General features: G+C 62.6%; 31 protein-coding genes and 2 tRNA genes. 15 read left to right on the top strand and 18 right to left on the bottom strand.

Features of this window, described 5'->3' with window-relative positions; all coding sequences use genetic code 11:
* Positions 1-63: 63 nt before the first annotated feature.
* Positions 64-867, top strand: coding sequence for a hypothetical protein (locus HOC_RS04975; protein WP_035536332.1), 804 nt, complete (start codon positions 64-66; stop codon positions 865-867).
* On the opposite strand, the gene HOC_RS04970 is transcribed toward HOC_RS04975, so the two are convergent.
* On the bottom strand, positions 850-1,440 hold the full coding sequence (locus HOC_RS04970; protein WP_051624541.1) for a TlpA family protein disulfide reductase: 591 nt from the start codon (positions 1,438-1,440) through the stop codon (positions 850-852). The genes HOC_RS04975 and HOC_RS04970 overlap by 18 nt on opposite strands.
* Before the next feature lie 38 nt (positions 1,441-1,478).
* On the opposite strand from HOC_RS04970, the gene argH reads away from it, so the two are divergent.
* From argH to HOC_RS04945, 5 genes are read left to right on the top strand one after another with little or no spacing between them, the layout of a single operon-like run.
* Positions 1,479-2,876, top strand: coding sequence for an argininosuccinate lyase (gene argH / locus HOC_RS04965; protein ID WP_156950386.1), 1,398 nt, complete (start codon positions 1,479-1,481; stop codon positions 2,874-2,876).
* Between the two features lie 5 nt (positions 2,877-2,881).
* Positions 2,882-3,121: an LPS translocon maturation chaperone LptM gene (gene lptM, locus HOC_RS04960; RefSeq protein ID WP_035536329.1), complete on the top strand. Its 240-nt coding sequence runs from the start codon at positions 2,882-2,884 to the stop codon at positions 3,119-3,121.
* Between the two features lie 3 nt (positions 3,122-3,124).
* The gene (locus HOC_RS04955) at positions 3,125-3,376 is read left to right on the top strand and encodes a hypothetical protein (protein ID WP_035536328.1); all 252 of its coding nucleotides are present in this window, start codon (positions 3,125-3,127) and stop codon (positions 3,374-3,376) included.
* A 3-nt stretch (positions 3,377-3,379) separates the two neighbouring features.
* Positions 3,380-4,654 carry a diaminopimelate decarboxylase gene (gene lysA / locus HOC_RS04950; protein WP_035536327.1) on the top strand — a complete coding sequence of 425 codons (1,275 nt, stop codon included), beginning with the start codon at positions 3,380-3,382 and terminating at the stop codon, positions 4,652-4,654.
* Positions 4,633-7,359 carry a DUF4175 domain-containing protein gene (locus tag HOC_RS04945; protein WP_156950385.1) on the top strand — a complete coding sequence of 909 codons (2,727 nt, stop codon included), beginning with the start codon at positions 4,633-4,635 and terminating at the stop codon, positions 7,357-7,359. Before lysA ends, HOC_RS04945 begins: the two co-directional genes overlap by 22 nt.
* Positions 7,360-7,428: 69 nt before the next feature.
* On the opposite strand, the gene HOC_RS04940 is transcribed toward HOC_RS04945, so the two are convergent.
* Together HOC_RS04940 and HOC_RS04935 are read right to left on the bottom strand one after the other, a co-directional pair.
* Positions 7,429-8,271, bottom strand: coding sequence for an alpha/beta fold hydrolase (locus HOC_RS04940; RefSeq protein WP_035536490.1), 843 nt, complete (start codon positions 8,269-8,271; stop codon positions 7,429-7,431).
* 182 nt (positions 8,272-8,453) lie between these two features.
* Positions 8,454-9,248, bottom strand: a complete 795-nt coding sequence (locus HOC_RS04935) for an alpha/beta hydrolase (protein ID WP_035536322.1) — start codon at positions 9,246-9,248, stop codon at positions 8,454-8,456.
* 141 nt (positions 9,249-9,389) lie between these two features.
* Here HOC_RS04935 and HOC_RS04930 point away from each other — a divergent pair, with 141 nt between their 5' ends.
* The gene (locus tag HOC_RS04930) at positions 9,390-9,866 is read left to right on the top strand and encodes an Lrp/AsnC family transcriptional regulator (protein WP_035536320.1); all 477 of its coding nucleotides are present in this window, start codon (positions 9,390-9,392) and stop codon (positions 9,864-9,866) included.
* A 39-nt stretch (positions 9,867-9,905) separates the two neighbouring features.
* Here the strand turns inward: HOC_RS04930 and HOC_RS04925 are convergent, their stop codons facing one another.
* Positions 9,906-10,715: an SDR family oxidoreductase gene (locus HOC_RS04925; RefSeq protein ID WP_035536318.1), complete on the bottom strand. Its 810-nt coding sequence runs from the start codon at positions 10,713-10,715 to the stop codon at positions 9,906-9,908.
* Entirely contained in the window at positions 10,678-11,001 is a 324-nt protein-coding gene (locus HOC_RS04920) for a nuclear transport factor 2 family protein (protein ID WP_035536316.1), read from the bottom strand. Before HOC_RS04920 ends, HOC_RS04925 begins: the two co-directional genes overlap by 38 nt.
* A 100-nt stretch (positions 11,002-11,101) precedes the next feature.
* Here HOC_RS04920 and HOC_RS04915 point away from each other — a divergent pair, with 100 nt between their 5' ends.
* On the top strand, positions 11,102-12,007 hold the full coding sequence (locus HOC_RS04915; protein ID WP_035536314.1) for a LysR family transcriptional regulator: 906 nt from the start codon (positions 11,102-11,104) through the stop codon (positions 12,005-12,007).
* Positions 12,008-12,010: 3 nt separating this feature from the next.
* Here HOC_RS04915 and HOC_RS04910 read toward each other — a convergent pair whose 3' ends face one another.
* The 5 genes from HOC_RS04910 to HOC_RS04890 all read right to left on the bottom strand — a co-directional run bounded on the left by HOC_RS04910 (position 12,011) and on the right by HOC_RS04890 (position 14,233).
* Positions 12,011-12,634, bottom strand: coding sequence for a transglycosylase domain-containing protein (locus tag HOC_RS04910; protein WP_035536312.1), 624 nt, complete (start codon positions 12,632-12,634; stop codon positions 12,011-12,013).
* A 104-nt stretch (positions 12,635-12,738) separates the two neighbouring features.
* A complete protein-coding gene (locus HOC_RS04905; protein ID WP_035536310.1) occupies positions 12,739-13,311 on the bottom strand; it encodes a cob(I)yrinic acid a,c-diamide adenosyltransferase in 573 nt (190 codons plus the stop codon).
* A 9-nt stretch (positions 13,312-13,320) separates the two neighbouring features.
* A complete protein-coding gene (locus HOC_RS04900) occupies positions 13,321-13,533 on the bottom strand; it encodes an HIG1 domain-containing protein (RefSeq protein WP_035536308.1) in 213 nt (70 codons plus the stop codon).
* A gap of 88 nt (positions 13,534-13,621) precedes the next feature.
* Positions 13,622-13,930 carry a cell division protein ZapA gene (locus HOC_RS04895; RefSeq protein WP_035536307.1) on the bottom strand — a complete coding sequence of 103 codons (309 nt, stop codon included), beginning with the start codon at positions 13,928-13,930 and terminating at the stop codon, positions 13,622-13,624.
* Entirely contained in the window at positions 13,931-14,233 is a 303-nt protein-coding gene (locus HOC_RS04890; RefSeq protein ID WP_051624539.1) for a DUF4164 family protein, read from the bottom strand.
* Positions 14,234-14,335: 102 nt separating this feature from the next.
* Between HOC_RS04890 and tkt the strand changes: the two genes are divergently transcribed.
* Complete coding sequence (tkt, locus tag HOC_RS04885) at positions 14,336-16,306, top strand: transketolase (RefSeq protein WP_035536305.1); 1,971 nt, start codon at positions 14,336-14,338, stop codon at positions 16,304-16,306.
* On the opposite strand, the gene HOC_RS04880 is transcribed toward tkt, so the two are convergent.
* Positions 16,303-17,112, bottom strand: coding sequence for a hypothetical protein (locus HOC_RS04880; protein WP_051624538.1), 810 nt, complete (start codon positions 17,110-17,112; stop codon positions 16,303-16,305). The genes tkt and HOC_RS04880 overlap by 4 nt on opposite strands.
* Complete coding sequence (locus tag HOC_RS04875; protein ID WP_051624557.1) at positions 17,085-18,320, bottom strand: MFS transporter; 1,236 nt, start codon at positions 18,318-18,320, stop codon at positions 17,085-17,087. Before HOC_RS04875 ends, HOC_RS04880 begins: the two co-directional genes overlap by 28 nt.
* Before the next feature lie 150 nt (positions 18,321-18,470).
* On the opposite strand from HOC_RS04875, the gene HOC_RS04870 reads away from it, so the two are divergent.
* Positions 18,471-18,848: a hypothetical protein gene (locus HOC_RS04870; protein WP_156950383.1), complete on the top strand. Its 378-nt coding sequence runs from the start codon at positions 18,471-18,473 to the stop codon at positions 18,846-18,848.
* A gap of 75 nt (positions 18,849-18,923) precedes the next feature.
* On the opposite strand, the gene HOC_RS04865 is transcribed toward HOC_RS04870, so the two are convergent.
* Positions 18,924-19,370 (bottom strand): hypothetical protein, encoded by a 447-nt coding sequence (locus tag HOC_RS04865; RefSeq protein ID WP_035536301.1) that lies wholly within the window; start codon positions 19,368-19,370, stop codon positions 18,924-18,926.
* Between the two features lie 8 nt (positions 19,371-19,378).
* Positions 19,379-19,864, bottom strand: a complete 486-nt coding sequence (locus tag HOC_RS04860; protein WP_051624537.1) for an MmcB family DNA repair protein — start codon at positions 19,862-19,864, stop codon at positions 19,379-19,381.
* Positions 19,865-20,040: 176 nt separating this feature from the next.
* Between HOC_RS04860 and HOC_RS04855 the strand changes: the two genes are divergently transcribed.
* A complete protein-coding gene (locus HOC_RS04855; protein WP_035536300.1) occupies positions 20,041-20,928 on the top strand; it encodes an RNA polymerase factor sigma-32 in 888 nt (295 codons plus the stop codon).
* A gap of 5 nt (positions 20,929-20,933) precedes the next feature.
* Here the strand turns inward: HOC_RS04855 and HOC_RS04850 are convergent, their stop codons facing one another.
* The 3 genes from HOC_RS04850 to HOC_RS21055 form a co-directional block, all read right to left on the bottom strand.
* On the bottom strand, positions 20,934-22,646 hold the full coding sequence (locus HOC_RS04850) for a DUF2207 domain-containing protein (protein WP_084146140.1): 1,713 nt from the start codon (positions 22,644-22,646) through the stop codon (positions 20,934-20,936).
* Positions 22,643-23,206, bottom strand: a complete 564-nt coding sequence (locus HOC_RS04845; RefSeq protein WP_156950382.1) for a LemA family protein — start codon at positions 23,204-23,206, stop codon at positions 22,643-22,645. The genes HOC_RS04850 and HOC_RS04845 overlap by 4 nt, the downstream gene beginning before the upstream one ends.
* 69 nt (positions 23,207-23,275) lie before the next feature.
* On the bottom strand, positions 23,276-24,040 hold the full coding sequence (locus HOC_RS21055; protein WP_051624536.1) for a thermonuclease family protein: 765 nt from the start codon (positions 24,038-24,040) through the stop codon (positions 23,276-23,278).
* Positions 24,041-24,171: 131 nt separating this feature from the next.
* Between HOC_RS21055 and HOC_RS04835 the strand changes: the two genes are divergently transcribed.
* The 3 genes from HOC_RS04835 to HOC_RS22090 all read left to right on the top strand — a co-directional run bounded on the left by HOC_RS04835 (position 24,172) and on the right by HOC_RS22090 (position 25,629).
* A tRNA-Arg gene (locus HOC_RS04835) sits at positions 24,172-24,248 on the top strand.
* Positions 24,249-24,347: 99 nt separating this feature from the next.
* Entirely contained in the window at positions 24,348-25,562 is a 1,215-nt protein-coding gene (locus HOC_RS04830; protein WP_035536297.1) for a tyrosine-type recombinase/integrase, read from the top strand.
* Positions 25,541-25,629, top strand: a tRNA-OTHER gene (locus tag HOC_RS22090). The genes HOC_RS04830 and HOC_RS22090 overlap by 22 nt, the downstream gene beginning before the upstream one ends.
* 267 nt (positions 25,630-25,896) lie before the next feature.
* Here HOC_RS22090 and HOC_RS04825 read toward each other — a convergent pair.
* Positions 25,897-26,373: a hypothetical protein gene (locus HOC_RS04825; RefSeq protein WP_035536295.1), complete on the bottom strand. Its 477-nt coding sequence runs from the start codon at positions 26,371-26,373 to the stop codon at positions 25,897-25,899.
* Positions 26,374-26,471: 98 nt separating this feature from the next.
* Here HOC_RS04825 and HOC_RS22920 point away from each other — a divergent pair, with 98 nt between their 5' ends.
* Entirely contained in the window at positions 26,472-26,681 is a 210-nt protein-coding gene (locus HOC_RS22920; protein WP_084146137.1) for a helix-turn-helix domain-containing protein, read from the top strand.
* Positions 26,682-26,853: the final 172 nt, after the last annotated feature.

The following is a 26,853-nucleotide window of genomic DNA, read 5'->3' as shown; positions in this document are numbered from 1 at the left end:
TTGCAGATGCCAGCGTATCGGGCGTAGGTTCGGGGCGCAATCGAAACTCCGGGAGCTGCGACAATGACCTACACTCCGAAACGCTGGGCCAGCCTTGGCCTTGGCGCCGCCTTGCTGGGCACGACGAGCCTGACGGCCTGCGGTGACCGCAACGAGCCCGTCCGGGCTGAAGCGCCCGTTGCGGCCCCGGCCCCGGCGCCTGCGCCTGCCGCAATGGCGGGCGAGGGCGGCGAAGGCGGCACGGAGAATGGCGCCATGGCTGGCATGGCGGACATGCAGACCCTGCCGGTCGACAAGCGTATCGCCTTCATGTCAGGCCATGTCGCGGCGGGGCTCGCCCTCTTCCGCGCGGGCGCGCCGGATCAGGCCTCTCGCCACCTGCTTCACCCGGTATCCGAAACGCACGCAGCTGAGCGCGCAGGTATCGATGCGCTCGGCTTTGATGCGGCGATCTTCGAGAAGGTCTCCGCCGACCTTGCCGCCGGCAAGTCAGCCGAAGAGATCGCGCCCGAACTCGACGCCGCCGAGGCAAATATCGCGCTCCTTCAGCAAAACGCGAACGCAGATCCCGTCGGCCAGATCGACTTCCTGATGGACACCTGCATTGCCGAATACAAAGTCGGCGTCGTCAATGGCGACATCGTTGAGGCGGGCGAATATCAGGACGCCTATGGCTTTGCCGTAACGGCCCGTGATATCGCCAAGCGTATCGACAAGCCGGAAGCCGAGGCCGTTGTGATGGAACTGGAACTGCTGGTGCGCATGTGGCCATCCGAGGGACCGCTGGCGGAAAGCATCCCGGCGCCGGTCAACGAGATCGCCGCGCAAGTCAGCCGTGTGAAGCTCGAACTATCCGACCTTCGCTAGGATAGCGTCGATAAAGTTCACCGCTTCGATGGATGACCAGTCGGCATCCCCGGCCAGCCGGGCGATTTCCTTGCCGTCCGGGCCGTAGATCACACTGGTCGGAAAGCCCTGCACGCCGGAATCATACACGATTTCGTAGTTTTCCGGGGGGGCAATATGGAAGGAGATATTGGCGGCGCCAAGTTCGCCGAGGCGCTGAGCGGCATAGTCCTTGTCCTCACTGGAATCGACGCTGACCGCCACGATCTCGAATGCGTCGCCCCCGCGCGCCGTCTGCAGGGCGCCAAGCGACGGCATTTCGCGCTCGCAGGGCGAACACCATGTGGCCCAATAGTTCACCAGCACGGTCTTGCCTTTCCAGGCGTAAAGTGTGACGGGTGTGCCATCGGCAGCAAACATGTTGGCTGTCGGCGCAGCTTCGCCCGAAGAGGCAAAACTCAGCTTCGCCATATCGCCTGTGGCATAGCGTTCGAACGCGTTGGAGGGCGGCTTTCCGCCTGCTGCGCTGAACAGCACATAGACAATTGCACCAAGGGCGACCAAGAAGAGGCCGATAAAGGCTAGGCGGGTCATCGGGAACGGTCTCCTCGCGTCGAATAAAGGATATGGCAATGAACCAGGGCAAAGGCCAGACAATGTGGGGGGGACGCTTTGCCGCGACCCCGTCCGAAATCATGGAAGAGATCAATTCTTCACTGGATATTGACCGCCGCATGGCCGCCGAGGACATCGCCGGATCCCGCGCCCATGCCGACATGCTGGCCGAAATGGGCATCATTACCGAAGCCGACAACGAGGCCATCCAGGGCGGCCTCGACAGCGTGCTCGCCGAACTGCGCGACGGCACATTCCCATTCCGCCGGGCGCTTGAAGACATTCACATGAATGTCGAGGCGCGTCTGAAGGAGCTGATTGGCGAGCCGGCTGGCCGGCTTCACACCGCCCGTTCGCGCAATGATCAGGTCATCACCGACTTCCGCCTCTGGACGCGGACTGCGCTTGATGGCGCGGGGTCGCTGCTGGCGGGCCTGCAGGCCGCGCTCGTCACACGCGCCGATGAAAACGCCGGCACGATCATGCCCGGCTTTACCCATTTGCAGACGGCCCAGCCGGTCACGCTCGGCCACCACCTGCTCGCTTATGTCGAGATGGCTTCGCGTGATCGTTCGCGCCTCGCTGATTGCGCCGTGCGCCTCAATGAAAGCCCGCTTGGCGCTGCCGCCCTTGCCGGCACCGGCTTTCCCATCGACCGCGACATGACCGCCGAAGCCCTCGGCTTCGCCCGGCCCATGGCCAACTCCCTCGATGCTGTTGCCTCGCGCGATTTCGCGCTGGAGGCCCTCGCTGATCTCTCCATCGCCGCCACGCATCTTTCACGTCTCGCCGAAGAGATCGTCCTCTGGACCAGTCCGCAATTCGGCTTTGCAGCTCTCACGGATGCCTGGTCAACCGGCAGTTCCATCATGCCGCAGAAGCGCAACCCGGACGCGGCTGAACTCGTGCGCGCCAAGGCGTCGCTCATCACCGCGAATTACAGCGCCCTGCAAGGCGCCATCAAGGCCCTGCCGCTCGCCTATGCCAAGGACCTGCAGGACGACAAGCGCCTCACTTTCGAGGCCTTCGACACGTTCAACCTCTGTGTCCGCGCCATGACCGGCATGATCGAGACGATCCGCTTCAAGCCGGATGCCATGCGCGCCGCTGCTGCCAAGGGCTTCTCCACCGCGACAGACCTCGCCGACTGGCTGGTGCGCGAGCTTGGCCTGCCCTTCCGCGACGCCCACCATGTCACGGGCACGCTGGTCGCCAAGGCCGAGGCGAAATCCTGCGACCTGGCCGAGCTGTCGCTCGCCGAAATGCAGGACGTGAATGCCGGAATCACGCAAAGCGTATTCGATGTGCTGACGGTCGAGGCGTCCGCCTCATCTCGGACATCTTATGGCGCTACAAGCCCTGTTCGCGTCGCTGAACAAGTGGCACAGTGGAAACAGAGATTGCGACTGGAGTAACCCGAATGAAACGTCCCCTTTTGCTCTGCGCCGCGCTGCTGGCTGCCAGCAGCCTGTCGGCCTGCGGCCTGACCGGCGACCTGAAGCGCCCGGCGCCCCTGTGGGGCGATCCGAACCAGAATACCGAAGCGGCCGACCTGCCGGATACGGCTAAATCCGACCTGCCACCGCTGCCCGAGCGCGATTCCGAAGCCACGACCGATGATGCCGACGACGAATTGCTCGGCGGCACCGACGGGAACTAATCCATGCGCAGGACTTTCGTGCGCATTCCCCGGCTAGGTGCCGGCACACTCGCCGGCGCCCTGCTTCTAAGCGCCTGTCAGGCACCCGGCCCGCGTGTGACGCCCCCTGCGTCGCCCGTCATGCCCCTCACCGTGCTCGTCGAGCCTGTCGAACAGGACGGTGATCGCATCAATCAATGGGGCGGCATCGTGCCGGATACTGCCCCGGCCGTGCCCGTCGAAGATGGCGGCCTCAGCGAACCGGAACCGCGCTAGACCATGCATCATTTCACCTATTCCGATGGCAGCCTCCAATGCGAAGGCGTCAGCCTCGACGCGATTGCCGACGCCGTTGGCACGCCCTGCTATGTCTATTCTGCCGCGACGCTGACACGCCATGCCCGCGTCATTGCCGAAGCCTTTGAAGGGCAGGACTGCCTGATTGCCTATTCGGTCAAGGCCAATGGCAACCTTGCGGTCCTTTCGACGCTCGCACGCGAAGGCTGCGGCGCGGATGTCGTCAGCGGCGGCGAATTGCAGCGCGCCCTGAAGGCCGGCATCCCGGCCAACCGCATTGTGTTCTCGGGTGTGGGCAAGACCGCCGTGGAAATGGATCTCGCGCTGGAAAAGGGCATCCACCAGTTCAATGTCGAGAGTGCCGGCGAGCTTCGCCTCCTGTCGAAAGTGGCAAGTGCCCTTGGCCGCAAGGCGCCGATCGCCCTGCGCGTGAACCCGGATGTTGCCGCCGGTGGCCACCCGAACATTTCCACCGGGAAGAAGGGCGACAAGTTCGGCATCCCGTGGAGCGAGGCCGAGGCCCTCTATGCCGAAGCCGCCACACTGCCCGGCATCCAGGTTGTGGCCGTCGACGTCCATATCGGCAGCCAGATCGGCGATCTTGTTCCCATGCGCGCCGCCTTCGAGAAGATTGTCGGCCTGACACGCCGCCTGCGAGAGGCAGGCCATGAGATCAGCCGCATCGATGTCGGCGGCGGTCTCGGCATTCCCTACAAGGCGGGCGATGCCCCGGCCCCCCCATCGGCCTATGCCAGCATGATTGCTGAAGTCATGCTGGGCATGGATGTTCAGGTCATCCTCGAGCCGGGCCGCGTCATTGCCGGCAATTCAGGCGTCCTGCTCACCACTGCGCTTTATGAGAAGCCCGCACCCGATCGCACATTCCTCATCCTTGATGCCGGCATGAACGATCTCATGCGCCCGGCGCTCTATGACGCCCATCACGATATCGTGCCCCTGAAAGAACCCGCCGCCGATGGCCCCACAGCCACCTATGACGTTGTCGGCCCGATCTGCGAGTCGACCGACAAGTTCGCCGTCGCACGCGAACTGCCGAAGGTCGCCCCGGGTGACCGGCTCGCTTTCATGTCGGCCGGGGCCTATGGCGCGGTCCTGTCCTCGGCTTACAATGCGCGCCCGCTTGTGCCTGAAGTGCTGGTGACAGGCGACAGGTTTGATATCGTGCGCAGGCGCCCGTCCTTTGACGAAATGATTGAGCTCGAACAGGTACCCGATTGGCTGACACAGACGGCATGAAGGCGATCAACGCCAAGGTTTCCGCCACGTGGCGGACACTGACGCTGTTTGCCCTCGGCCGGGCCTTCTGGCCGCTATTCGTGTTCACCTGCCTCTTCATCGCCATGGCGCTGGCGGGCGTGTTCGACCGTGTCCAGCCGGCAATCGGTGCGGTGATGACGCTGGTCTTCTTCATCGGTGGCGGCCTGTTGCTGCTCCGGGGCCTGCGCCGCTATGATGCCCCGACGCGCCAGGCTGCGCTTGAAGCCCTCGACCGCCAGTCAGACCTGCGCCCCCTTACCAGCCTCGCCGACCGGCCCGCTGATCCATCGCGCGGCGCCCAGACGCTCTGGCGCCACCATCGTGCGCGGCTCCTTTCAGAGCTTGGCAATCTCCACCCGCCTTCGCTCAGTGCGGCATGGAAAGCGCTTGATCCCTATTTCCTGCGGGCAATCCTGCCGGCAGCCCTTATCGCCATTGCCGTTATTGCCTGGAGCGATGCGCCCGGCCGTGTCTACCGCGCCTTCGCGCCAGACTATGGCGCGCTGATGGGCGCTGACGACATGGTCGTAGAAGCCTGGATCACGCCGCCTGAGCATACAGGCCGCGCGCCTATCTTCCTGAAGCCCGGCCTTGATGGTCTGCGCATCCCGAAAGGCTCTGAGGTCACTTTGCGGACGCAGGCGCCGTCTGCGCCCAGACTCGTGATGAAAGGCCGCAAGACCCACAAACAGGCTTTCGTCGCGACGCCCGATGGCGCCTTTGAGGCCAAAGCCAAGGTCATGGAAGACACGCGTCTCTCCGTCCGCTGGTGGGGCGAGCGGGCGGCCTGGCGGCTTCTTGCCTCGCCTGATGATCCCCCGACCGTCAAATTCGTCGTCATTCCGTCCGTCGGCAAGCAGGACCGCATCGAGTTCACATGGAGCGCCAGCGACGACTATGGTGTCACCGCCCTCGAACTCGCCATTTCGCTGCGCGACCCCAACCCCGCGGCGCCAGACGCTGAAGACCGCATGCCGGTGCCCATGCCCGGCGTCACACCCACTGAAAGCACGGACGCCGCCCAGCTCGATCTGACACGCCACCGCTGGGCAGGCCTCCCGGTCAATGTCCGCCTCGTCGCCACGGACGGCGCCGGTCAGGAAGGCACGAGCGACAGCGTTCCCTTCATCCTGCCAGAGAAACTCTTCCTCGAGCCTATCGCGCGCGTGGCGCAGGAAGTGCGCGTCACCGTCCTGCGCGAGCCGCGGCCCTATGCCGAACTGCCGAAAAACGAAGACGCCCTGCATCAGGATGCCCTGAACGCCGAGGCCGCCAACCGCCTCGCTGCCGCCCCGCCGGATGTCCAGAAGGCCGTGCTCATGCTGGACGCGGTCACTTATAAGGGCGAGCAATTCATGCCGGACCTTGGCGCCTTCTTTGCGTTTCGCACCGCGCGCGGCGTGCTTGCCGCGGCCAGCACCAAGGAAGAGGCCGACGCGATTGATCCGCTTCTGTGGGCTCTCGCGCTGAAATCCGAATATGGCAGTTCCGCCGATGCACTCCGCCGCCTCGAAGCCGCTCGCAAGGCGCTTGAACAGGCCCTGCGCGACGGCGCCTCGGAAGACGAGATCAAGCGCCGCATGGAGGCCTTCAAGGACGCGGCCAGCAATTATCTCGCCGCCAAAATGGCTGAGGCCATTGCCAATGGCATGCAGGATGCGCCCTCGAATGAAGACGGCCAGCAATCGGCCGGTGGGCCAAACCTGGGTGGGCAGGATTTTGAGGACATGCTCAAAGCCCTGCAGGATCTCACCGAAACCGGTGCGACAGATCAGGCCCGCCAGCTCCTTTCCGACATCACCAACATGCTGCAGAACCTGGAATTCCAGAAGGGCGGCGGTGGCGGCAAGGGCATGCCTGGCATGCCGGGCGAGAATGCCGAAAATGACGAAGACCTTCCGCCCGAAGAGCAGGAGCTGACCGACGCGATGAAGCGCCTGTCCGACATCCTGCGCGAGCAGCGCCAGCTAAATGATGATACGCTCGCGCAGGAACGCGGCGAACGACCCGGACAGCAACCGGGCACGGAGCCCGGCCAGCAGCAGGGCCAGCAACCCGGCGGCGAAGACCCCTCCGGCGATCAGCAGGCCGGCGATGGGTCGCAGCCGGGCGAGACGCCGGGTGAAGGTAGCGGAGATAGTCAGTCAGCCGACAATCAGCAAAACGGTTCAGGCCCTGGCAAGCCCATCACCGAAGGCACGCTGGCCGAACGTCAGGCCCGTCTCGGCGAACTGGTCGAAAAGCTCGCGCGTGAAAAGGGTCTGGGGCAGGGCGGCGAGGCGGGCGATGATGCCCTGGCAGGCCGTATCGACCCGGACGCAATGGAAGATATCCGCCGCGCCCAGCGTCAGGCCGAAGATGCGCTCAATCGCGGTAACGGGCGCAGCGCCGCCCGGAATCAGGAGCAGGCCACGCAGCTTCTCTCCGAACAGTCGCGCGAACTTGCCCAGGCGCTCGATGCTATCCGCGCCGCGCGCAATGGCGAAGGCGATCCCGGCAATGCGAAAGACCCGTTCGGCCGCAATGCCAGCGGCAGTGGCAGCAATGGCGACAACGTCAACATTCCCGATGTCGGCGAACGCCAGCGCGCCAAAGACATCCTCGACGAACTCCGCCGCCGCTACAATGACGCCGACGACGAAGACGAACGCGAATACCTCCGCCGCCTCCTCGAACGCTTCTGATCTTGCCCTGACGGGCCGACCCAAGTTCTGGGCCGGCCGCTGCTGAGGCACTCTTTTGAATCTGCGCTCTCAGGCCTTGATAAATGCAAGTAGGTCCGGGTTGATGACATCGGCTTGCGTCGTCGCCATGCCGTGCGGCAGGCCTTCATAGACTTTCAATTCGCCTTTCCTGAGGAGTTTGACGGCGAGCAAGGCGGTGTTGGCGATCGGTACGACCTGATCATCATCGCCATGCATCACCAGTGTCGGCAGGTTAATACTCTTGAGGTCAGATGTGAAATCTGTCTCCGACCAGGCCTTGATGCCATCATAGTGCGCCTTCGCAGACCCCATCATGCCCTGGCGCCACCAGTTCCGGATCGCGCCTTCAATGACCGTCGCATTTGGCCGGTTGAAGCCGTAGAAGGGTCCACTTGCGATATCGAGATAGAATTGGGAGCGATTAGCTGCCAGTCCGGAGCGGAAGCCGTCGAAAACGTCCATGGTGAGGCCGCCGGGATTCTCTGCGGTCTTCAGCATGGTGGGCGTGACGGCGCCGATAAGAACGGCTTTCGCAACGCGCCCCTGAGGCTGGCCGTAGCGCGCCACATAGCGCGCGACTTCGCCGCCGCCCGTTGAGTGTCCGATATGGACAGCATTCTTCAGGTCGAGATGCTGGACGACTTCTGCAACATCCGCCGCATAGTGGTCCATGTCGTGGCCGTCGGAGACCTGAGCGGACCGTCCGTGGCCGCGCCTGTCGTGAGCGATGACGCGATAGCCCTTGTTGACGAAGAACAGCATCTGGGTGTCCCAGTCATCCCCGCTCAGCGGCCAGCCGTGGTGGAAGACGATGGGTTGCCCGTCTCTGGGGCCCCAGTCCCTGTAGAAGATTTCGACGCCGTCTTTGGTTGTGATGGTACTCATGATCATATGTCTTTCGTTTAATGGGGGGTGCGGAGAAACGGATTGTGCTGCGGCGGGCAGTACGGCGAGCGTCGCTGCGCCGAGGCCGAGACCGAGACCGAGGAAGGTGCGGCGGTCGGTGTGAGACGGACCAGCCAATTCAGGTTCGGACATGTCTGTCTCCATGCTTCGATTTGTTCGTTGCTCGGTCATTCCTTGGCGCGACCGCTCAGCGACGCCGCGCGCGCGGCCTGATCAATGACGTCAGAGACGGCAAGCGGCTGCGTGAGAAACACGACATGGCTTCCCTCGATCTCCGTAATGTCAGCGCCGATGCGCTCAGCCTGCTGCCTCAGCAAGCGCGGGTCGATGGCGTTATCTTGCGTAGCGACAACGAACCAGCTGGGCTTGTCATGCCAAGCGGCCTGAGTCAGCGGCGTTCCGAATATCGCCATGTTGATCGGCACTTGCGAGTCCCGCAGGAAGGCCGCGTCACCCTCAGTCGTATCGTCGGCAAAGCCGAGCTTGAAGAGCTCGGTGTTGACGAAACCGAACCCGTCCGGTCCCGTCTCTATCACGAACTCGGGCGGCGCCGGAATCTCGGCGAACTGATCGCCCGTGGTCTCTCCGGCATCAGGCGCCAGCGCCGAGACATAGACAAGACCCGCCACGGTCTCGTCCGTTCCAGCCTCGGTGATGACGGAGCCGCCATAGGAATGGCCGACAAGGATGCTGGGCCCGTCCTGCCGCGCCAGAATCCGCCGTGTGGCGGCAACATCATCCTCGAAGGAGGTCAGCGGATTTTGCACGATGGCGACGTGATAGCCGCGTGCTGTCAATTCGTTATAGACGCCATGCCAGCCTGACCCGTCGGCGAAGGCGCCGTGCACGAGCACGATATTGCGCACCGCCTGGTCAGCCGGGACTTGCGGGGAAAGATGGGCGCAGCTTGCAAGTCCGATAACGGACGCCGCAGCGGCGGTTTGACGGAGTGTGTTGATCATGTCGGTTATCCTTGTTGATTTGATGCGTGCCTTTTAACTTAACCCTCCCGGAAGGTGCTCTCTAAGTTGACTGCCATTTTTTCATAATGGAAAAGAAGAGAGACAATTTCTGGGTAATGAAGTGAAATCTCTAGGTGATTTATGGAAGAATCTTTCAAAGGGGCATTGGACCGGATTGATGCGAAGATCCTGCGCGCGCTCCATACTGATGGCCGCTTGACCAATGCAGAACTTGCGGCGCGCGTGAGTGTCAGTCCCGCCACCTGCCATAGACGGACACAAAGACTGTTCGACGAAGGCTGCATCATGGGTGTCAGGGCGGATGTTGCGCCATTGGCGGTTGACCTCGGAACGCTTGTGATGGTCGGCGTTGTCCTTGACCGGTCTACGCCGGAAAGCTTCGCCGCCTTCGAGGCGGTCATCCTCAAGATGAAGGAAGTGCTCGATTGCAATCTGGTTGCGGGGGATTTCGATTATCTGCTGAAAATCCGGGTGCGCGACATGGCGGATTTCAACAAGCTGCACGGGCAGAAACTGATCGCCCTTCCGGGCGTCAGGCAAACCCGAACCTTCTTCGTCATGAAGGAGGTCAAGGAGAACGCGCGGTTGCCATTCTGACATGCCATCCAGGATGCGCCCCATATCGCCCCGTGCCCCCTACGCCGTCGGTATGGTGCCGCCGTCGATGACGTATTCGGTCCCGGTAATGGTGGCCGCCCGGTCAGAGGCGAGAAAGGCAATGAGGTTTGCAACCTCCTCGGGCTTCGAGGGCCGCCCGATCGGAATGCCGCCCAGCGCATCCATGATGAGCTGCTTGCCGCCTTCAATGTCAGTTCCCGCATTGCTTGCCACACGCTTCGTCAGTTCCACGGATGACTCCGTTTCGATCCAGCCCGGCGACACCCGCACGACGCGCACGCCCTGCGGCGAGACTTCCCTGGAGAGGCTCTTGCTATAGGTGGAAAGCGCCGCTTTGGCCGCCGCATAGGCGGTCGTCGAATCCGGCAGCGGTAGCTGGCTCTGGATCGACGTGACGTGCACCACCACGCCGCGCTTTCGCGCGACCATTGCGGGTACGAGCGCGCGATCAAGCCGTACCGCCGCCATCAGGTTGAGATCAAGCTCCTTGTCCCATTCGTCATCGCCCAGCGCGGTGAAGCCCCCTGCAGGCGCCGACGAGCCGCCCAGCATGTGAACCACTATGTCTATCTCTCCCAGCCGCTCCGTCGCCGCCGCCGCAAGATCGGCGCAGCCTTGCGCGGTGGTGAGGTCAGCCGCCACGAACATGTCTTCGGGCATGTCGTCTGGCCGTGTCCGCGCCGTGGTCACCACGCGGGCGCCAAGCGCGCGGAACAGCGAGACGGTTGCCGCCCCCGCCCCCCGCGTGCCGGACGTGATCAGCGCCCGCTTGTCCTGAAGGTTAAGGCGCTCATACGGTGATCTCCAGTTCCTTGATCTGGTCGTCATCGAGCTTGAACTTGAAGGTGAGCATGGCCGGGCTGCTGGGGAATTGCCCGGTCACTTCCGCGCGTACGATTGTCAGTCCGCCATCCTCGGAGAGTTCGAGCGGCTCCGAGCTGTGCTGGTTCTCTTCTTTCGCCTGGCGGAACCAGGTTCCTATGGCGGCGCGGCCGACATGGGTCTTGGCTTCGTCATGGACAATCGCATCATTCGCGAAGGCGTCCACGGGCGCTGCGCCATGCGGGTCCTTGTCGGCATCGAAAAAGGCTTGGACGGGGGCTGGAAGTTTCATCACTGTCTCCTTGGTATGGGTTGGTCCTGTCAATTTAGGTGTGGACAACCATCCCGATAATTAGGACAAATCGGGATCAGGAATTGCGATTTTCGGGATAATGGACAGGGTCAGCCTCACCGAGCTTGAAGCCATCGTCGCCGTTGCGCGCGAGGGATCCTTTCGCAAGGCGGCCCTGGCGCTGGGCATGTCGACGACGTCGCTGAGCAATGCCGTCGCCAAGCTGGAATCCCGCCTCGGCTCGCGCCTGTTCAACCGCACAACCCGCAGTGTCTCGCTGACCGATGCCGGTCGCACCTTCGTCCTGCAGGTGGAGCCGTCACTGCGCGACATTGAGGACGCCATGGCGGGCGTCCGTTCGCAGCAGCAGACGCCCTCGGGCACACTCCGTATCAACACGTTTGCGGCCGGTGCGCGGCAGATCATGTCACCGCTCGTGCTGGAATTCCTGCGCCGCTATCCGGATGTCCATGTGGATCTCGTCACCGAGGGCCGCATCGTCGACATTGTCGCTGATGGGTTTGATCTGGGCCTGCGGCGGGCGGACCTTGTCCCCGCCGACATGATTGCCGTGCCGCTCAGGCGCCCGCAACGCTACGCCGTGGTCGCATCATCGGCCTATTTCGAACAGCACGGAAAGCCGCTCACGCCGCCGGACCTCTACCGGCACAAATGCATCCGTGTGCGCCTGCCGAATGGCGCGCTCTTTCCATGGCATTTTGAGAAAAGAGGGCAGGCCTTCCAGATCGATGTGACCGGGCCGATCACACTTGATGAAGCCAGCCTCGCGCGGACGGCTGTTCTCGAAGGCGTCGGTATCGGCTTCTTCCTGGAGCAGAATGTGCACGATGATCTGGAGGCGGGCCTCATGCAGCGCGTGCTGGCCGACTGGACGCTCCCGACCGGCGACCTCTGCCTCTACTATCCCGGCCGGCGCCATCCCTCCGCCGCCCTCAAGGCCTTCATCGCCCTCGCCCGCGAAGTCAGCAAGACTGACAGGCGTTGAGGCTCACGGATCAGCGCGCAGAACAGATTCAGGCATGTTCGCGTATCGCTCCAGCAAGACGTGTTTGCGTATGTTCCAGTCTTCGGGTTGATCGCGAAGGTTGGGCGACTGTATCAGAGCCGCCAGAGCCATCGCCTGATCAATTGACAATGATGCAACCGACTTTCCGAACAGGCTGTTGGAGGCGACATCAATGCCGTACTCACCTGCGCCGAAATACAACTGGTTGAAAAGCGCTCTAACGATTGCATCCTTGTCGTGACGCGTTTCCAGCTTGCAAGCCAGGAAGAGCTGCCCGATTGCGGCTCCTAGTGTCCCACCTTGATATGAGTCGCCGTTCAACTCACGTGCCAGAAGGTCTACCGCCCGCATTCCTGCTCTATCAGATGAGAACCGTCGTTTGAGTGTCGGACAGAGCCAGCTTTCGCCCTGCGAATCTTCCCCGAAGATGACCATCGAAATCGCAATCTCTGAAGTCGATAGGGATCCCGTCGGCGCTCCCTCGAAGGCATCGGATATCTCCAGAGTTTTGCTGGCCTGGTTCCAATAGGAGGCAGAAATAGTCACCACAGTGACAATTAGCACGCTGGAAACAGCGGCTAGGATGATCAGGCCCCACTTTACCACGTCCTAATACAGATCCTTTATCGGCCCCTAGGCATTCTGTGAGCAAGTATGGATTGGGTATCTGACGAAAGTGAGACAGCAATGGGGCTAAGGGGCACTGGTCGCTACCGGTTCGCCCCCGGCACCCACTTGATATCATCCGCGCCATTATTGTTCGCAACGCGGCCGATGACGAACAGCCAGTCCGACAGGCGGTTGGCATAGGCGAGCGCTTCCGGGCTCACCACTTCGTCTTCCATTGCAAACAGTTCCGCAATCATCCGTTCCGCGCGCCGGCAGAGCGTGCGCGCCACATGCAGCTGCGCCGCGAGCGGGCTGCCGCCCGGCAGAATGAAACTGTCCAGCGGCGCGAGGTTCACGTTCATCGCGTCGATCTCGCTCTCAAGCCGCTTCACCTGCGACTCGATAATCCGCAGCGGCGTCCATTCCAGCTTCGTGCCCCGGTCCGGTGTCGCGAGGTCCGCGCCAAGATCGAACAGGTCATTCTGCACACGCCTAAGCGCTGCCAGCGTTTCGCCCTCGGCATGCAGCGCGGCCACGCCGAGCGCCGCATTCACCTCGTCCACCGTGCCATAGGCCGCGACGCGCGGATCCCACTTGTCCAGCGGCTCGCCGGTCGACAGGCGCGTTTTGCCCTTGTCGCCGGTCTTGGTGTAAATCTTGTCGAGCTTGACCATGATGGCCTCCTAGAAGCCGATCTTGAAGGCACCGGCCAGCGCGCCGAGCGCCACGAGAATGGCAATCACGATGGCCTGCACGAATATGCGCAGCCGCATCAGCTTGTTCGAACGGCTCGCCTGATTGTCGTCCGTGCGCGCGAGGTTGGCGATACCAAGGAACAGCACGATCACGAGGGCGGCAATGCCAACATAGAAGGCAATCGACAGGAAGGTTTGCATCTGGGTCTGCCTTTCCGGCTGTGTCAGCCCTCAATATGGGCGCTTGGGGCCTGCTCGGCCATGCGCAAAGGGTCGCGGGGTCTGCTTTTCAGTGGCTGCCTTCAACCCGCGCCGCCAGTGCCTCGATCCGCGCGGCGGCATCGCTCAGTGCCTTGGCCACCTTGGCTTCAGCCGCCGCATTGCCCGGCACAGCCCGGCGCGAGGCGTCCAGCTCGTCGAGCAGGGCGAGCGCCGTGATCAGCAACAGGCGCTCCTCGCCAATGTCGCCCACCGCCCCGGCAATCTGGTTCACCCGCGCGTTCAGCTGCTCTGCCAGCATCTGGATGCGGGTTTCCTGGCCGGGCGCGCAGGCGATGGCATAGGCCTTGCCGCGCAGGGAAATGTCCGCTTTTGCCATCTATTCCGGGCTTTCTTCGGGTGTTCCGCCGGCCAAATCGCCATTGCCCAGCGCCGCACGCACCTCTTCTATGGCGGCGCCGAGCGCCTCGCTGGCCTCGTCGGCGAGGGACTGCAATTCCTCCTCCCGGGCGAGTGACGCATCCAGCTCTTCGGCCATGCGGGCACGGTCTTCCACCAGCGCCGCCAGCTCTGCGCGGGTCACGGCCGGGTCGCCCGTTCGCGACATGAGCGAGTCGAGCGCGCCCTCAAGGCGCTTCAGGGCCGCATCAAGGCGGCGGGCAGATGGGTCAAGGTCACTCATTTCCTCAATGAAGTAACGGCATTGCTGCCATCCGCCAAGCGGCTTGACGTTGGGGCGGGAGTCTGGCCTACGACACGCGAAGATTTTTTTGGAGATAGCAGAATGGCTGTTACGAACCGGGATATGGCAAATGCCGTCCGCGCCCTGTCGATGGATGCAGTAGAAGCGGCCAAGTCTGGCCACGTTGGCCTGCCGCTGGGCATGGCCGATGCGGCGACGGTCCTGTTCCGCAAATTCCTGAAATATGACCCGACAGACCCGAAATGGGCCGACCGTGACCGCTTCGTGCTCTCCGCCGGTCACGGCTCGATGCTCATCTATTCGCTGCTCCACCTCACCGGCTACAAGTCGGTCAGCCGCGACGATATCCGCAATTTCCGCCAGGTCGGCTCCAACACGCCGGGCCACCCGGAGAATTTCGTCACCGAAGGCGTCGAGACGACCACCGGCCCGCTCGGCCAGGGCATCGCCACCGCTGTCGGCATGGCCATCGCTGAGCGCCACCTCAATGCGCGGTTCGGCGACGACCTTGTTGATCACAAGACCTATGTCATCGCAGGCGACGGCTGCCTCATGGAAGGCGTCTCCCAGGAAGCCATCACGCTGGCCGGCCACCTGAATCTCAACCGCCTCATCGTCCTTTTCGACGACAACCATGTCACCATCGACGGCGCCGTCGGCCTCTCGGACAATACAGACCAGTGCGCCCGTTTCGAAGCCTCCGGCTGGGTCACGCGCAAGGTTGATGGCCATGACGAAAAAGACGTCACCGCCGCCCTCAAATGGGCCCAGACACAGAAGAAGCCGGTCTTCCTTGCGGTCAAGACGATCATCGGCTTCGGCGCGCCAAAGCTTGCCGGCACCGGCAAGGCCCATGGCGGCCCCTATGGCGCCGACGAAATCGCCGGCATCCGTGAAAGCCTGAAATGGCCCCACGCGCCGTTCGAAGTGCCTGCCGCCATCGAAGATGCCTGGAAAAAAGCCGGCCAGCGCAGCAAGGATGATCGCGCTGCCTGGAAGAAACGCCTCGCAGCCTCCCCGAAAAAGGGCGAGTTCAACGCTGCGATTGCTGGCCGCCTGCCCAAGAATCTCGGCAAGGCGCTGGTCAAGCACAAGAAGGCCGTTGTCGACGGCGGCCAATCGAAAGCCACCCGCCAGTGGAGCGGCGACGCGCTCGAAGTCATCACCGGTCTCGTGCCGGAAATGATTGGCGGCTCGGCCGATCTCACCGGTTCGAACAATACGCTTACCTCGCACACGCCTGCGCTGACGCCCACCAATTGGGGCGGTCGCTACATCCACTATGGCGTGCGCGAGCATGGCATGGCCGCCGCGATGAATGGCATGTCGCTGCACGGCGGCATCATCCCTTACTCGGGCACGTTCCTCGTCTTCGCTGATTACAGCCGCCCGGCCATCCGCCTCGGCGCCCTGATGGGCACACGCGTCATCCACGTCATGACGCATGACTCCATCGGCCTCGGCGAAGACGGCCCGACGCACCAGCCGGTCGAACATGTCGCCAGCCTTCGCGCCATGCCGAACATGCATGCCTTCCGCCCGGCGGACGGTGTCGAGACCGCCGAGTGCTGGGAACTCGCGCTGGAGAATGCCGAAGGCCCGTCCACGCTCGCCCTAACACGCCAAGGCCTCAAGCCTGCCCGCACGACGCACACAGAGGAAAACCTCTGCGCCAAGGGCGGCTATGTCCTGTCAGACTGCAAGGGCAAGGCGCAGGCCGTCATCATCGCCACGGGCTCGGAAGTCGAAATCGCCCTCGCCGCGCAGGAACAGCTTGCGAAAGACGGCGTGAAAACGCGCGTCGTCTCGATGCCCTGCATGGAGCTCTTCGAAGCACAGGACGCGAAATACCAGTCCGACACGCTGGGCGGCGACACGCCGAAAGTGGCCGTCGAGGCCGGTGTCCGCTTCGGCTGGGATCGCTGGATCGGCCACACTGGCGGCTTCGTCGGCATGGACGGTTTCGGCGCCAGCGGCCCTGCCAAGGACCTCTACAAACACTTCGGCATCACCGCCGAAGCTGTCGCAGAAGCCGTCAAGGCGCGGGTCTAGTTCCGCAACTGCGGCTGCCGAAACCGATCCACCGCCACTGACTGGCCCGGCCGCCGCGCGCCGGCCAGCAGGCGTTCCGTCAGGCGCTGGTAGTGCAGGATGAAGCGGGAAACCCATGCCTGCCGCTCAGGCGCCAAGCCGCCCGGCGCGACGCCCCGCGTCGTCTCCTCCTGCTGCATGCGCCAGTCCTTCACCACGTCAAAGCCCGGCGCGTCGATATAGAGAAACGCGTCGGCCATGTTCCAGAGGCGCTGATAGGGCCCGGCGAGCTGCGGCTCCTGATACGTGCGCCACGCACCGTCCACATCCTCCGCCTCCACCGCATTCAGCGGCGGCCCCGCAGGCGCTGACAGGTCCGCCGCGACGCCCATCATCCAGCCTTCCACGAAAATCACGCGCGGCGCCCCCGCCAGCACCGGCCACTCCGCCTCAGGCCGTCGCTCATCGGCCGCCTTGTCAAACGCAGGCACGGCAATCCGCTCATCCGCGCCCGACGCCTTGAAGAGCGCGATTGTCTCCATCAGCAGCGCCACATCATGCGTGCCCGGTGGCCCGCGCGTTCCAAACAAGGGGTGAACGTCCCGCGCCAGCGCCAGGCGCTCGCCGCGCGTCAGGTAGAAGTCATCCAGCCCCAGCACCACCGATCCCGGTATGGCCTCCGTCAGCGCCGCCATCGCCGTCGACTTGCCCACGCCCTGCGGCCCGGACACAAAGATCACCCGCGCCCCGCGCGCCATTTCGCCAGTCGCCAGCGCCAGCAGCGCCTCGGCCAGCGGCGTCACGCGGCGGTCTCCTTGTCCTTCCATCGGAAGCTCCACAGGCAAAGACCGAACATGGTCACCGACATGGCGAGCGCCAGCAGCGCCGTGCCATGCCAGCCAGCCGCATCATACACCGCCGTCCCGGCCCAGCTTCCGGCGCCGCCACCGAGGAACATGATGACGATATAAACGGTCATCAAACGGGTGCGGATGTCGGGCGCCCGGTTCAGGAACGTCATCCGGTTGCACACGTCCAGCGCAGGCCCGCCGACATTCATCATCACGATCGGGATCATCAACAGCCACAGACTGCTGCCGACGAAGAACAGCATCGACACGCCCAGTAACTGTGTTGCCGCCAGCACAACGCGCGCCCGCCGTGGCCCCACCTTGTCAGACCAGGCGCCAAAGCGGGGTGTCGTATAGAGGTTCACCACGCCCAGCACGGCCAGATAGCCCACAACATCCACGCCATAGCCCATTTCCGGGCTGGTCAGGTGTAGGCCGATCCCCATCCACACCGCGAGGAACACGCCAAAGCCGAGCGCCTGTATCGCGCCCGACAGCAGAATTTCCGGGAAGTCCCGCACGATCCCGCCAATCGAGAGGATGAGCCGCCAATAATTCTGCCCGGCCTGGCGATCATTGCCCGCCTCACGCGGTTCCATGATGCGCGGCAACAGGAAGGTCACGGCCAGCATGAGGCTTGCGGCAATGAAATAGACCGTGCGCCAGCCGAAATATTCCGCCACCACGCCCGCCCCCGCGCGCGCCACAAGAATGCCACCCACAATGCCCGTCGTGATAATGCCCGTCGCCCGGCCCAGGTCGCCCGGCGCAACGCGCTTCGACACATAGGCCGGCAGCAGGTAGGGCGCGATGGTGAAGAAGCCGAGCACGGTCGAGCCCAGCACGAACAGGCCATAATGCGGCGCAAAGGCCATCACGCCCACCGAGGCGCACTGCGCCGCCACCAGCACAGACACAAGCCGCCGATTGCTGAACCAGTCGCCCAGCGGCAGCAGCAACAGAATGCCCAGTGCCAGCGCGATCTGGTTGAAGGCTGGCACCATGCCGATCATCGCATGGCTGACGCCAAATCCATCCGCCACCAGCGAGATGATCGGGTGGATATAATAGGCATTGGCAATCACCACCGCCGTCGCGCCCGCCAGAACATAAAGCTCGCGATTGCTGAGATATTTCGGTGGGGGAGGGGGCAGTGTATCGGCGGGGGCAGGGGCAATATCCATGCGCCACCCCACCCCGATTAGGCGCCCGGCGCAAGCCTTCACCATGAGGCAGGCGCAGACGGGCGGTTTTCCCCTCCCTGCGCCCAATCCCTGCGGGCGATCCCGCGCGTCTTGTCCGCCCCCTGCCGGGACGGGCCTATAATCCCCGCCATGGAGCCTGAATACATCTCCCTCTACCGGCACGTTATGGTGCTCTACTGGCCCTGGCTCTGGTGGCAGCTGCGGATCATTACCCGATGGCGCATCGAAACGGGCCGCGCCCTGCTGATCGACACCGATCGCCGAGGCAATATCCATATCCGCGCAATCGGCGACGATCCCCGAGCGCCGCGACCCGGCGTCATCAAAGCGCCCGTCTCGGCCAGGCTGGCGCTCGCGTTGAGTGAACCCCTTCCCCCTTTCGTCCCGCTTTCCCAGCGCACGCTGGGATCCAGTGCCGCAGGATCGGGTCTTGGTCTCTCTGGGCCCCAGCATACGCTGGGGAGACGGCGCTTTGCGAAAACTGAAGCCCCCATCCCGGACACCTGACCCCCGCTCACATCCTGAAAATCCAGCCCCCACCCCACAGCGCCTCACCGGGCGCCGCACGTGCAGGCGGGAATGTCAGCCCTCGTTCGACTCGAACAGGTCCAGCTGGTTCGGGTCGACAAAGCGCTTCCGGCGACCGGGCTTGGTCCGTCCGGAGCGGAAATAGAGATCATCGGTATGGTCGGTTTCGTCGGCCTTTGGCTCTGGCGCCGGCGCAGGCTTTTTCGGTTTCGCGGCCTTCTTCGCCGTCGCCGGATCAACCAGACGCCAATAGCTCACCGCCAGAACCGGCGCGCCCTTGTCGTCTTCATAGCGCTGCAGGAAGCCATGCGTCAGGCCGTCCGCCGTCCCGGCCATCTTTGCCGCGGCCTCTTCCTCGCTCACGCTCATCCATTCGGTGTGCAGGGATTCCACGACCAGTCCGCCCGCCAGCTTTTCGGCTTCGACGCGTGTACGCGCGCCACGGGCCGCCGGGTCCAGGGCTTCGGTCACATTGCGGGCAAGGGGATAGGCGTGGCTCATGAGCGGCGTCAGGTAAGCGAGACTTGGCGGTCCGTCCAGCCCGCATCATTGACCATCTGCAACCGGCACGCCGCCAGCCGGGCGAATTTCAGCGTCACGGCCTTGCGCCTTGCCCCTGCCAGCTTGGCCACCGGCGCCTCGCGGATCACCGCCCCGCCAAAACCATCGGCCACGATCAGGCCCACGTCTTCCGGGATCAGGTCCTGCGGAAAATCCGCCATCACGGCAAAATAGAACCGGTCACAAAAGGGCATATAGTCCTGCCATTTGGCATCAGACCGGAAATCGGCGACGGACGACTTGATCTCCACAATGGCAATCTCGCCCGCCTGGCTTACGGCGGCAATGTCCGCCCGGCGATTGTTCGCCAGCGTCATCTCCGTCACCCCGTAATAGCCGAGCCCCGCCAGAAGGCGCAGCGTGCCACGCGCAATCTCGCCCGCCCGCGAATTCGGCAGGGGTATTTCACTCGTCAGGTTCTGTCCGTCCGCCATGCGCCGAGATTATTCGTTCCGCTATTGTTCTCATAGGAAGCCTACGCCCGGCGGCCCGTCAGGGTCAAGCGGGCCGCCGCCCGTGAAAATATCAAGGCCCGCTGATCCGATCGCAGCGCCGATGCGTAAAGCAAAGGTATCGGAATTGTCCGGATCATTTCGGGAGAGTCTGAACCATGGCGAGCGCATACGATTCCAACGGACCGGCCGACCGAGCCTTTGTCCGCACCGCCATGAAGGCGCCCATGCTCGAGCAACAGCACGAGCTGGACCTCGCCCGCCGCTGGCGCGATGAGGAAGATGAAGCCGCCCTCCACGAACTCACCACCGCCTATATGCGTCTCGTCATCTCGATGGCCACGCGCTTCCGTCACTATGGCCTGCCCATGTCCGACCTTGTGTCGGAGGGCAATGTCGGCCTGATGATGGCCGCCGCCCGGTTCGAGCCGTCGCGCGAAGTGCGCTTCTCCACCTATGCCAGCTGGTGGATCCGCTCCTCGATCCAGGACTATGTCCTGCGCAACTGGTCCATCGTGCGCACCGGCACAACGTCGGCCCAGAAATCCCTCTTCTTCAATCTCCGCCGCCTGCGCGCCCAGATCGACGACACGGGCGATGGCGTGATGACCAAAGAGAACACGTCCTGGATTTCCGAACATCTCGGCGTCCCGGTCCGCGATGTTGAATCCATGGCCTCGCGCCTGTCGGCCAGCGACCGCTCGCTGAACGCCCCCATGGTCGCCGATGGCGATGGCGAATGGCAGGATTTGATTGTCGACGGTTCGGCCATTCCGGAAGACCAGGTCATGACGGACCACGATTCCACGCGCCGCAAGGAATGGATCGCCGATGCCCTGAAGGCGCTGAACGAGCGCGAGACCCATATCATCCTGCAGCGCCGCCTCTGCGACGAGTCCGTTACGCTGGAAGCGCTCGGCATCGAGCTTGGTATCTCAAAGGAACGTGTCCGCCAGATCGAGCATCAGGCCCTCGGCAAATTGCGCAAGGCGCTCGTGCGTATCGTTGGCGATCCGGAAGACTCAGGCCTTATCCCGAACGTCTGAGGCGGCTACCAGCCACCGCCGCCACCGCCACCGCCGCCCCCACCGGAGAAGCCGCCCCCGCCAGAGCCGGACGAGCTTGAGCTTTGCGGCATTGAACTCGTAACGCCCGAGCTGATCGAGCTGACCATGCCGCTCGTCATATGGCCCACATCGCTGAACCCGTTCGCGGCCATATTGGTCCAGACCGGATTATAGGCCTTCGCCGCTTCCGGCATCAGTTTCTCGAAATGCTTCGTCCACGGCTTTTCCACGTCCAGCGCAATCGCATAGGGCAGGAAGGTCTCATAGCGCTCTGCCGTCATCGGCGGCGGCGCTTCGCTCCCCACCTCGACAGCGTTCAGCTGCAGCTTCTCGGCCGTCTCCATATACAGCTTGAAGCCTTCAATTTCGGTGCGCACATTCTGGCCGAGTTTCGTCGGCGCCGGCATCAGATACATGAACCAGCCATTCAGCGCGATAATGCCGATGACCAGGCCCATATGCCACCACGACCATTGCGTCGCCTGCAACACGGCCAGTGTGATCGCCCCGCCGCTCAGCAGGATGGCGATGATAGTGTAGCCGATATTCCAGCGGAAATACGTGTCGCCATATTTGCGCTCAAGCGTCGATGTGAATTTTGTATAGGTCTTGAGGAAGGCGGGATCAGTCACCTTGCCCAGCATCCGCGTTGCTTGTGCGCCGAAAAGGCCTGCCTCCAGATTCAGGTCTTCCGCCGCCAGCGTGGCGGACTTCTGCCGGGTTTCGGTGCGCGTCAGTGTCGTAACCTTGTCCTTGCCGGCATCGATGATGAGGTGCCCCTTCACGGCCAGGTTCATCAGTGTGGCGATCAGCGCCTTGTGTCCCGAAAGGCCCCGATTGTAGATGTAATGCACGGCGGCCGGTGAATAGCCTTCTGGTGGCGCATAATGCGGAAACACCGGCCCCTTCACAGGGTCGCGCCCGACGCGATTGAAGTTGCGCCATGAAAACCAGAACACACCCAGCAGGGACGCGATCAGGATCGCCAGCGCGCCATTGCGTTGCCACCAGCGCCGCGTCTCGTCCGCGTTCGAAGGCGGGTCGATCAGTCCTTTCTCAATGCCGACAGTGACGGTCAGGCCTTGGCCAGGCTGCAAGGGACGTGTCGTTGTGAACCGCTGCACATTGCCTTCGTCACGATAGGAAGAGTCGGAATGTGCGGCGCCCACCGCACCCGTATAGGACGCGTGTTCTTTCACCTGAACGCCTTCGGGAAAGGTGATTGTCACGTCGGCCACATCAATCGGGAAGTCCCAGTAATTGCCTGTGGCATTCCAGTAGAATTCATCCATGTCGTCGAAATAACGCACCTGATTCTTCACCCGGTAGCGGATCTCGTAAATATGCTCACCATTCTCGAGATAGGTATTCGCATCCCCGATTCGCAGCTGCATCGCATTGCCGTCGGTCGAGGTCTCATAGGGCTCGCGCACCCCGTCCCGCGTCACGCTCAATATCTTGTAGTCGAAGGGCAACTTGGCGCCTTCATCTTCATAATAGCGCGGCAGCAGACGGAATATCCCGCGCTGGATCTGGTAGCCCTCCGCCGTCACGTCGAGCGTCTCGCTGACCACGATATCGCCGTCGCGTTCCACATTGATCGCCACATCAAACCGGTTGATCCGCTCCTCCGCCGTGGCGGTTAGTACGAACAGCGCGGCCATCAGGCCCAGAAGAAAGCGACGTATACCCATCATGCGCCCCGGAAGTTGACGTTCGGCAACGCCCGGTCGGCCGTCTCGATCTCGAAGAACGGGCTCTGCTGGAAGCCGAACGGTCCCGCCATCAGGTTCGCGGGGAAACTCTCCACCGCAATGTTCAGCTCGCGCACCGCGCCATTGAAGAAGCGCCGCGCCATCTCGATCTTGTTCTCGGTGTCGACCAGTTCTTTCTGAAGGTCGAGAAAGTTCTGGTTCGCCTTGAGGTCCGGATAGGCCTCAGCCACGGCCACCAGCCGCGCCACGGGTTGCGACAGGGCCGACTCGGCCGTGCCGCGCGCCACGGGGTCATCGCCCGCCGCCAGCGCCGCGCCGCGTTTCGCCACCACTTCCTGGAACAGCGTGTTCTCGTGCGCGGCATAGCCCCTCACCGTCTCGATCAAGCGCGGGATCAGGTCCGCCCGCCGCTTCAGCTGAACGTCCACATCGGCCCAGCCATTGCGCACCATCTGCCGCTTCTGCACCAGTCCGTTATAGATCAGGATGACCGCGACCAGCACGATAACGCCCAGTCCGATCAGGATATATATGCCCAGCATGCGCGTCGTCTCCCAGTGGTTTGACTGTCCTTGTATCGGACAAACGCAGCCGCTTGTGAATGCCCGCCCCTAATCGCGCGGCAGTGTCTCCAGGTTCAACGGATGCGAAATCTCCAGCTTGCCCCTGTAAACATAGCCTCGTGCCCGCACCGCCGTGCCCATTGGCGTCTGGCACAGCGCCGCCGCCGAGGTCTGGATTTCCAGCGTCAGCGCCGACTCCGCGAGCGCCAGCTCGCACGAGGCGCCCTGCTCATCGGTGCTGAGGCGCTCGCCCGTCACGCCCTCCACCAGCTGGAACTTCTCGAACGGCTCCGGCAGGTCACTCGCCACGGGAATGCGATAGGCCTTCGTCTTCCAGAGGCCCAGTTTCGCCTCACGGGCCTTGGCCTCCGGCGCCAGCAGCAAACCGTTCGCCCCGGCCGTATCCGGATACACCCGCACCCGCGCCCCGCCGCGCGCCACCATCTCCCGGTTCAGCCAAAGGTCCGGCCCCAGCGCGTCGGTCGTCATCACATGCGCCAGCGCCCTGTCATACCGGTCCCGCGTCAGCCCGGCATAGAAGAGTTGCACCTCGCGTCCCAGCGCCATGTCCTCCAGCATCCGCTTGGACTCGGTATGGAAGGGCGCCCCCTTCCGGTCCTTGTAGGGCCCGGCCGGCGCCTCGATCCCGATCAGCCGAACGCTCTGCCCTGTGTCCAGTACCAGCGCGTCGCCATCGATGACGCGCACCACGCGGCCATGCTCACCGGGCTGCGTGCCGGCCAGCGGATCGGGCCCCTTACAGGCCGCCAGCACCAGAAGCGCCCCGAAAAGGCCCCGCCATACCCCGGTCACGCCCCGCAAACTCCCCTGAACAACCCTTGAATACCCCACGAACACCCTGTCTTAACACGCGGAGGCCCCGCGAAAACCACCCATGACAGGCTTCAATCCCGCACCGGCATGCCGTATAGCCTACCCCGTGTGGTCCCGTAGCTCAGCAGGATAGAGCAACAGATTCCTAATCTGTAGGTCGCGCGTTCGAATCGCGCCGGGATCACCAAAAAAACAATTAAAACAATGTATTATAAATGGGCAAAAGTTAGACTTTGCTCACAAATGGCTCCGTGGTAACCATATGGTAACCGGAGATCAAAAACTCATGGCAAAACTGCGCCTTACGGACACCTGGCTTTCGGCTGTGACCGACCCGGGAGACTATTCCGACACGATCGAATCCTGCCTAAAAGTGCGTGTGGCCAGGACCGGTGCGAAGACTTTTTCGGCTGTGCGGAAGCTTGGCGGCAAGACGGTGCGGGTCCGCATTGGTGCCTATCCCGAGATCGGCCTGAGAGAAGCGAGAGCGCGCGCCGGAGAGTTCCGGGAAATGCGCGCGCTGGCGCCGACGCCGGCCGCGCGGGCCGAGGAAGTGGCCGATGCTGTGTCCGCATCCGCTGCCAATTTCTTTCACGACTATGTCGCCGACATGCAGGCGCGCGGTGTGACATCCTATGGGCGCGTCAAGGGTACGCTGATTGACGGGAAGTATGCTCTCCTGCCCTTTCTGGTCGCCCGCCACGGCGGCATGCCGCGCGCCGGGGACGTTACGATCCAGGACCTGCAGGCCTGGATGGCAGAGAGCTATGCCCGGAGTCCGAACTATGCACCGCATCTTCGCTCTTACATTGTCACGGCCTGGAAATGGGCGGTGAAGAACCGTTACGATTATCGCGGTGGCGCGCGGGACTATGGCATTACCTATAATATCGCCGAGCAGCTGCCAACGACACCCAAGAACAAACCGGGCGACCGGTTTCTCTCCAACGACGAACTGAAAGCGCTCTGGCATACGCTGGACGAGAACCATCCCACACACCGCGTCCTGAAACTGATGATCGCCATGGGCGGCCTGCGCGTGACGGAGGTCACAATGAGTCTCGCTGCGAACTGGCGCGATGGCTGGCTGCTTTTGCCGGAGACAAAGAACGGCAGGTCGCATCAGCTGCCGATTACCAGGACCGCTGCCCCACTCGTCGCACGGTGTCTTGAGCTCGCTCACCCGCGCTCGCCATATCTCCTGTCCAATCCTCGCGACCCGGAGGAACCACTCACCATGGCAGCCATTTCACGTGGCGCGAAGCGTCTGAACAAGCAGCTCAAATTACCGGACTGGAATCCACGTGACCTGCGCCGCACGATGAAGACACATCTCATTGATGCTGGCGTGGACGAACGCTGGCTCGATATCTGGCATAACCATGGCCAGACGGCGAGCGTGGCGCGCAAGCACTATATCCGGGCGGAGTATGCAGATCTGAAGCGGGATGTGGCGGAGGCGATTGATGGGTGGTTGGGGCCGTTGGTGCTGAAACGCTGAAATTGGGACAGCTAAGTGTCTGTTCGTAATGCGGGGGTCAGGTGTTCAAGTCACCTTAGCGGCACCATTTTTTCTCAATAATAACATTGCATTAGGTAATAATTGTGAGTGATCGTGCGGTCACTTATTTTTTGTGCCCGCACCATGTCCGTGCCGAATGGTGTGATCTGCATAATGTTCTGGGGTCGGCTTTTAGGGTGCCTGCCGTCAAGGAAGCTTCGAAAGCGGGACAAAAAAGGCTGGATATGTACGCGATTCCGCCTTGGCGTTCCTGCACCGAAAGAGGAGCGCTCTCAAAAGGTCCTCTTTTGAGGCTGAAGTCTTCGAGGCTACCTCACTTTGGTGGGTTGAGGATGCCAGCGTAGATCGTTGGCGCGTCCGGCTCGATGTCACACAAAATGCTTCGAATGAGCAAGTGGACTTCCTTGTTCTCATCGGGGTGAACGAGCGCCAAGGCAACGAGCAGCTTGCTCGAGAGCCCATGCGTAGTCGTTGCGTCTGACTTTGATATCCTGCCGAGCAGTTTCCTGTTTAATTCGTATAGCTCATCAAGGCGATCACTGATCACGTCCAAGGGAGCAGCCTCAACATAGTCCGCAAGTTCCTGCTTGCTGAGTTGAAACAAATTGTGCTCGCGCATCAAAAAGGATTCAAGTTTTTGCCAACGCTCCGCGAGTTTTCTTTGATCGGAATGTCGGTCCAGCCACTCGGCACAGACTTTGGCTGCTAGGTCGGGATGGGACTTGCTAAAGTCGGACCGCACGGGAGAAGTATGTTTCGCTATGGAGCGAAATTGCAACTTGCTGAGCATGTGGCATCTCCTGACGATGGCCAACCAAAAAGCGAAACTCCAACCGAATACATACTATAGTACATAACACTAAAATATGTAAGCGTTAATCTGCCAGCATGGATATGCGAAAGCTGGTAGGCCGTAATTTTGCGCGCATTCGTCGTGAAAAACACCTCACGCAGGAGGAGGTCGAAGCACGCTCAGGATTCAGTCAGCAGTATTTGAGTGGATTGGAGCAGGGTAGACGCAATCCGACGGTAGTGACTCTCTATGAACTGGCGCGGGCGCTTGGGGTTTCGCACGTCGACTTGGTGATGCCGGATTGACGATTTCATTCTTGCATCCGTGCGTATCGCGGATGCGGTAATAGCCCCTGTTTTGTAGAATGGTCGGCCAACAGAGAGGTCTTTCTGGAGACGGCGCTCAAGGGAGGCGCGATTTTGCTTTCGCATGGGTTTAGCAAAGCTGACTGACGGTCAATTGAAGCATTCCGACTCG

Source organism: Hyphomonas oceanitis SCH89 (genome assembly GCF_000685295.1).
GTDB classification, from domain to species: domain Bacteria; phylum Pseudomonadota; class Alphaproteobacteria; order Caulobacterales; family Hyphomonadaceae; genus Hyphomonas; species Hyphomonas oceanitis.
This window is presented reverse-complemented; position numbering and strand designations above follow the sequence as displayed.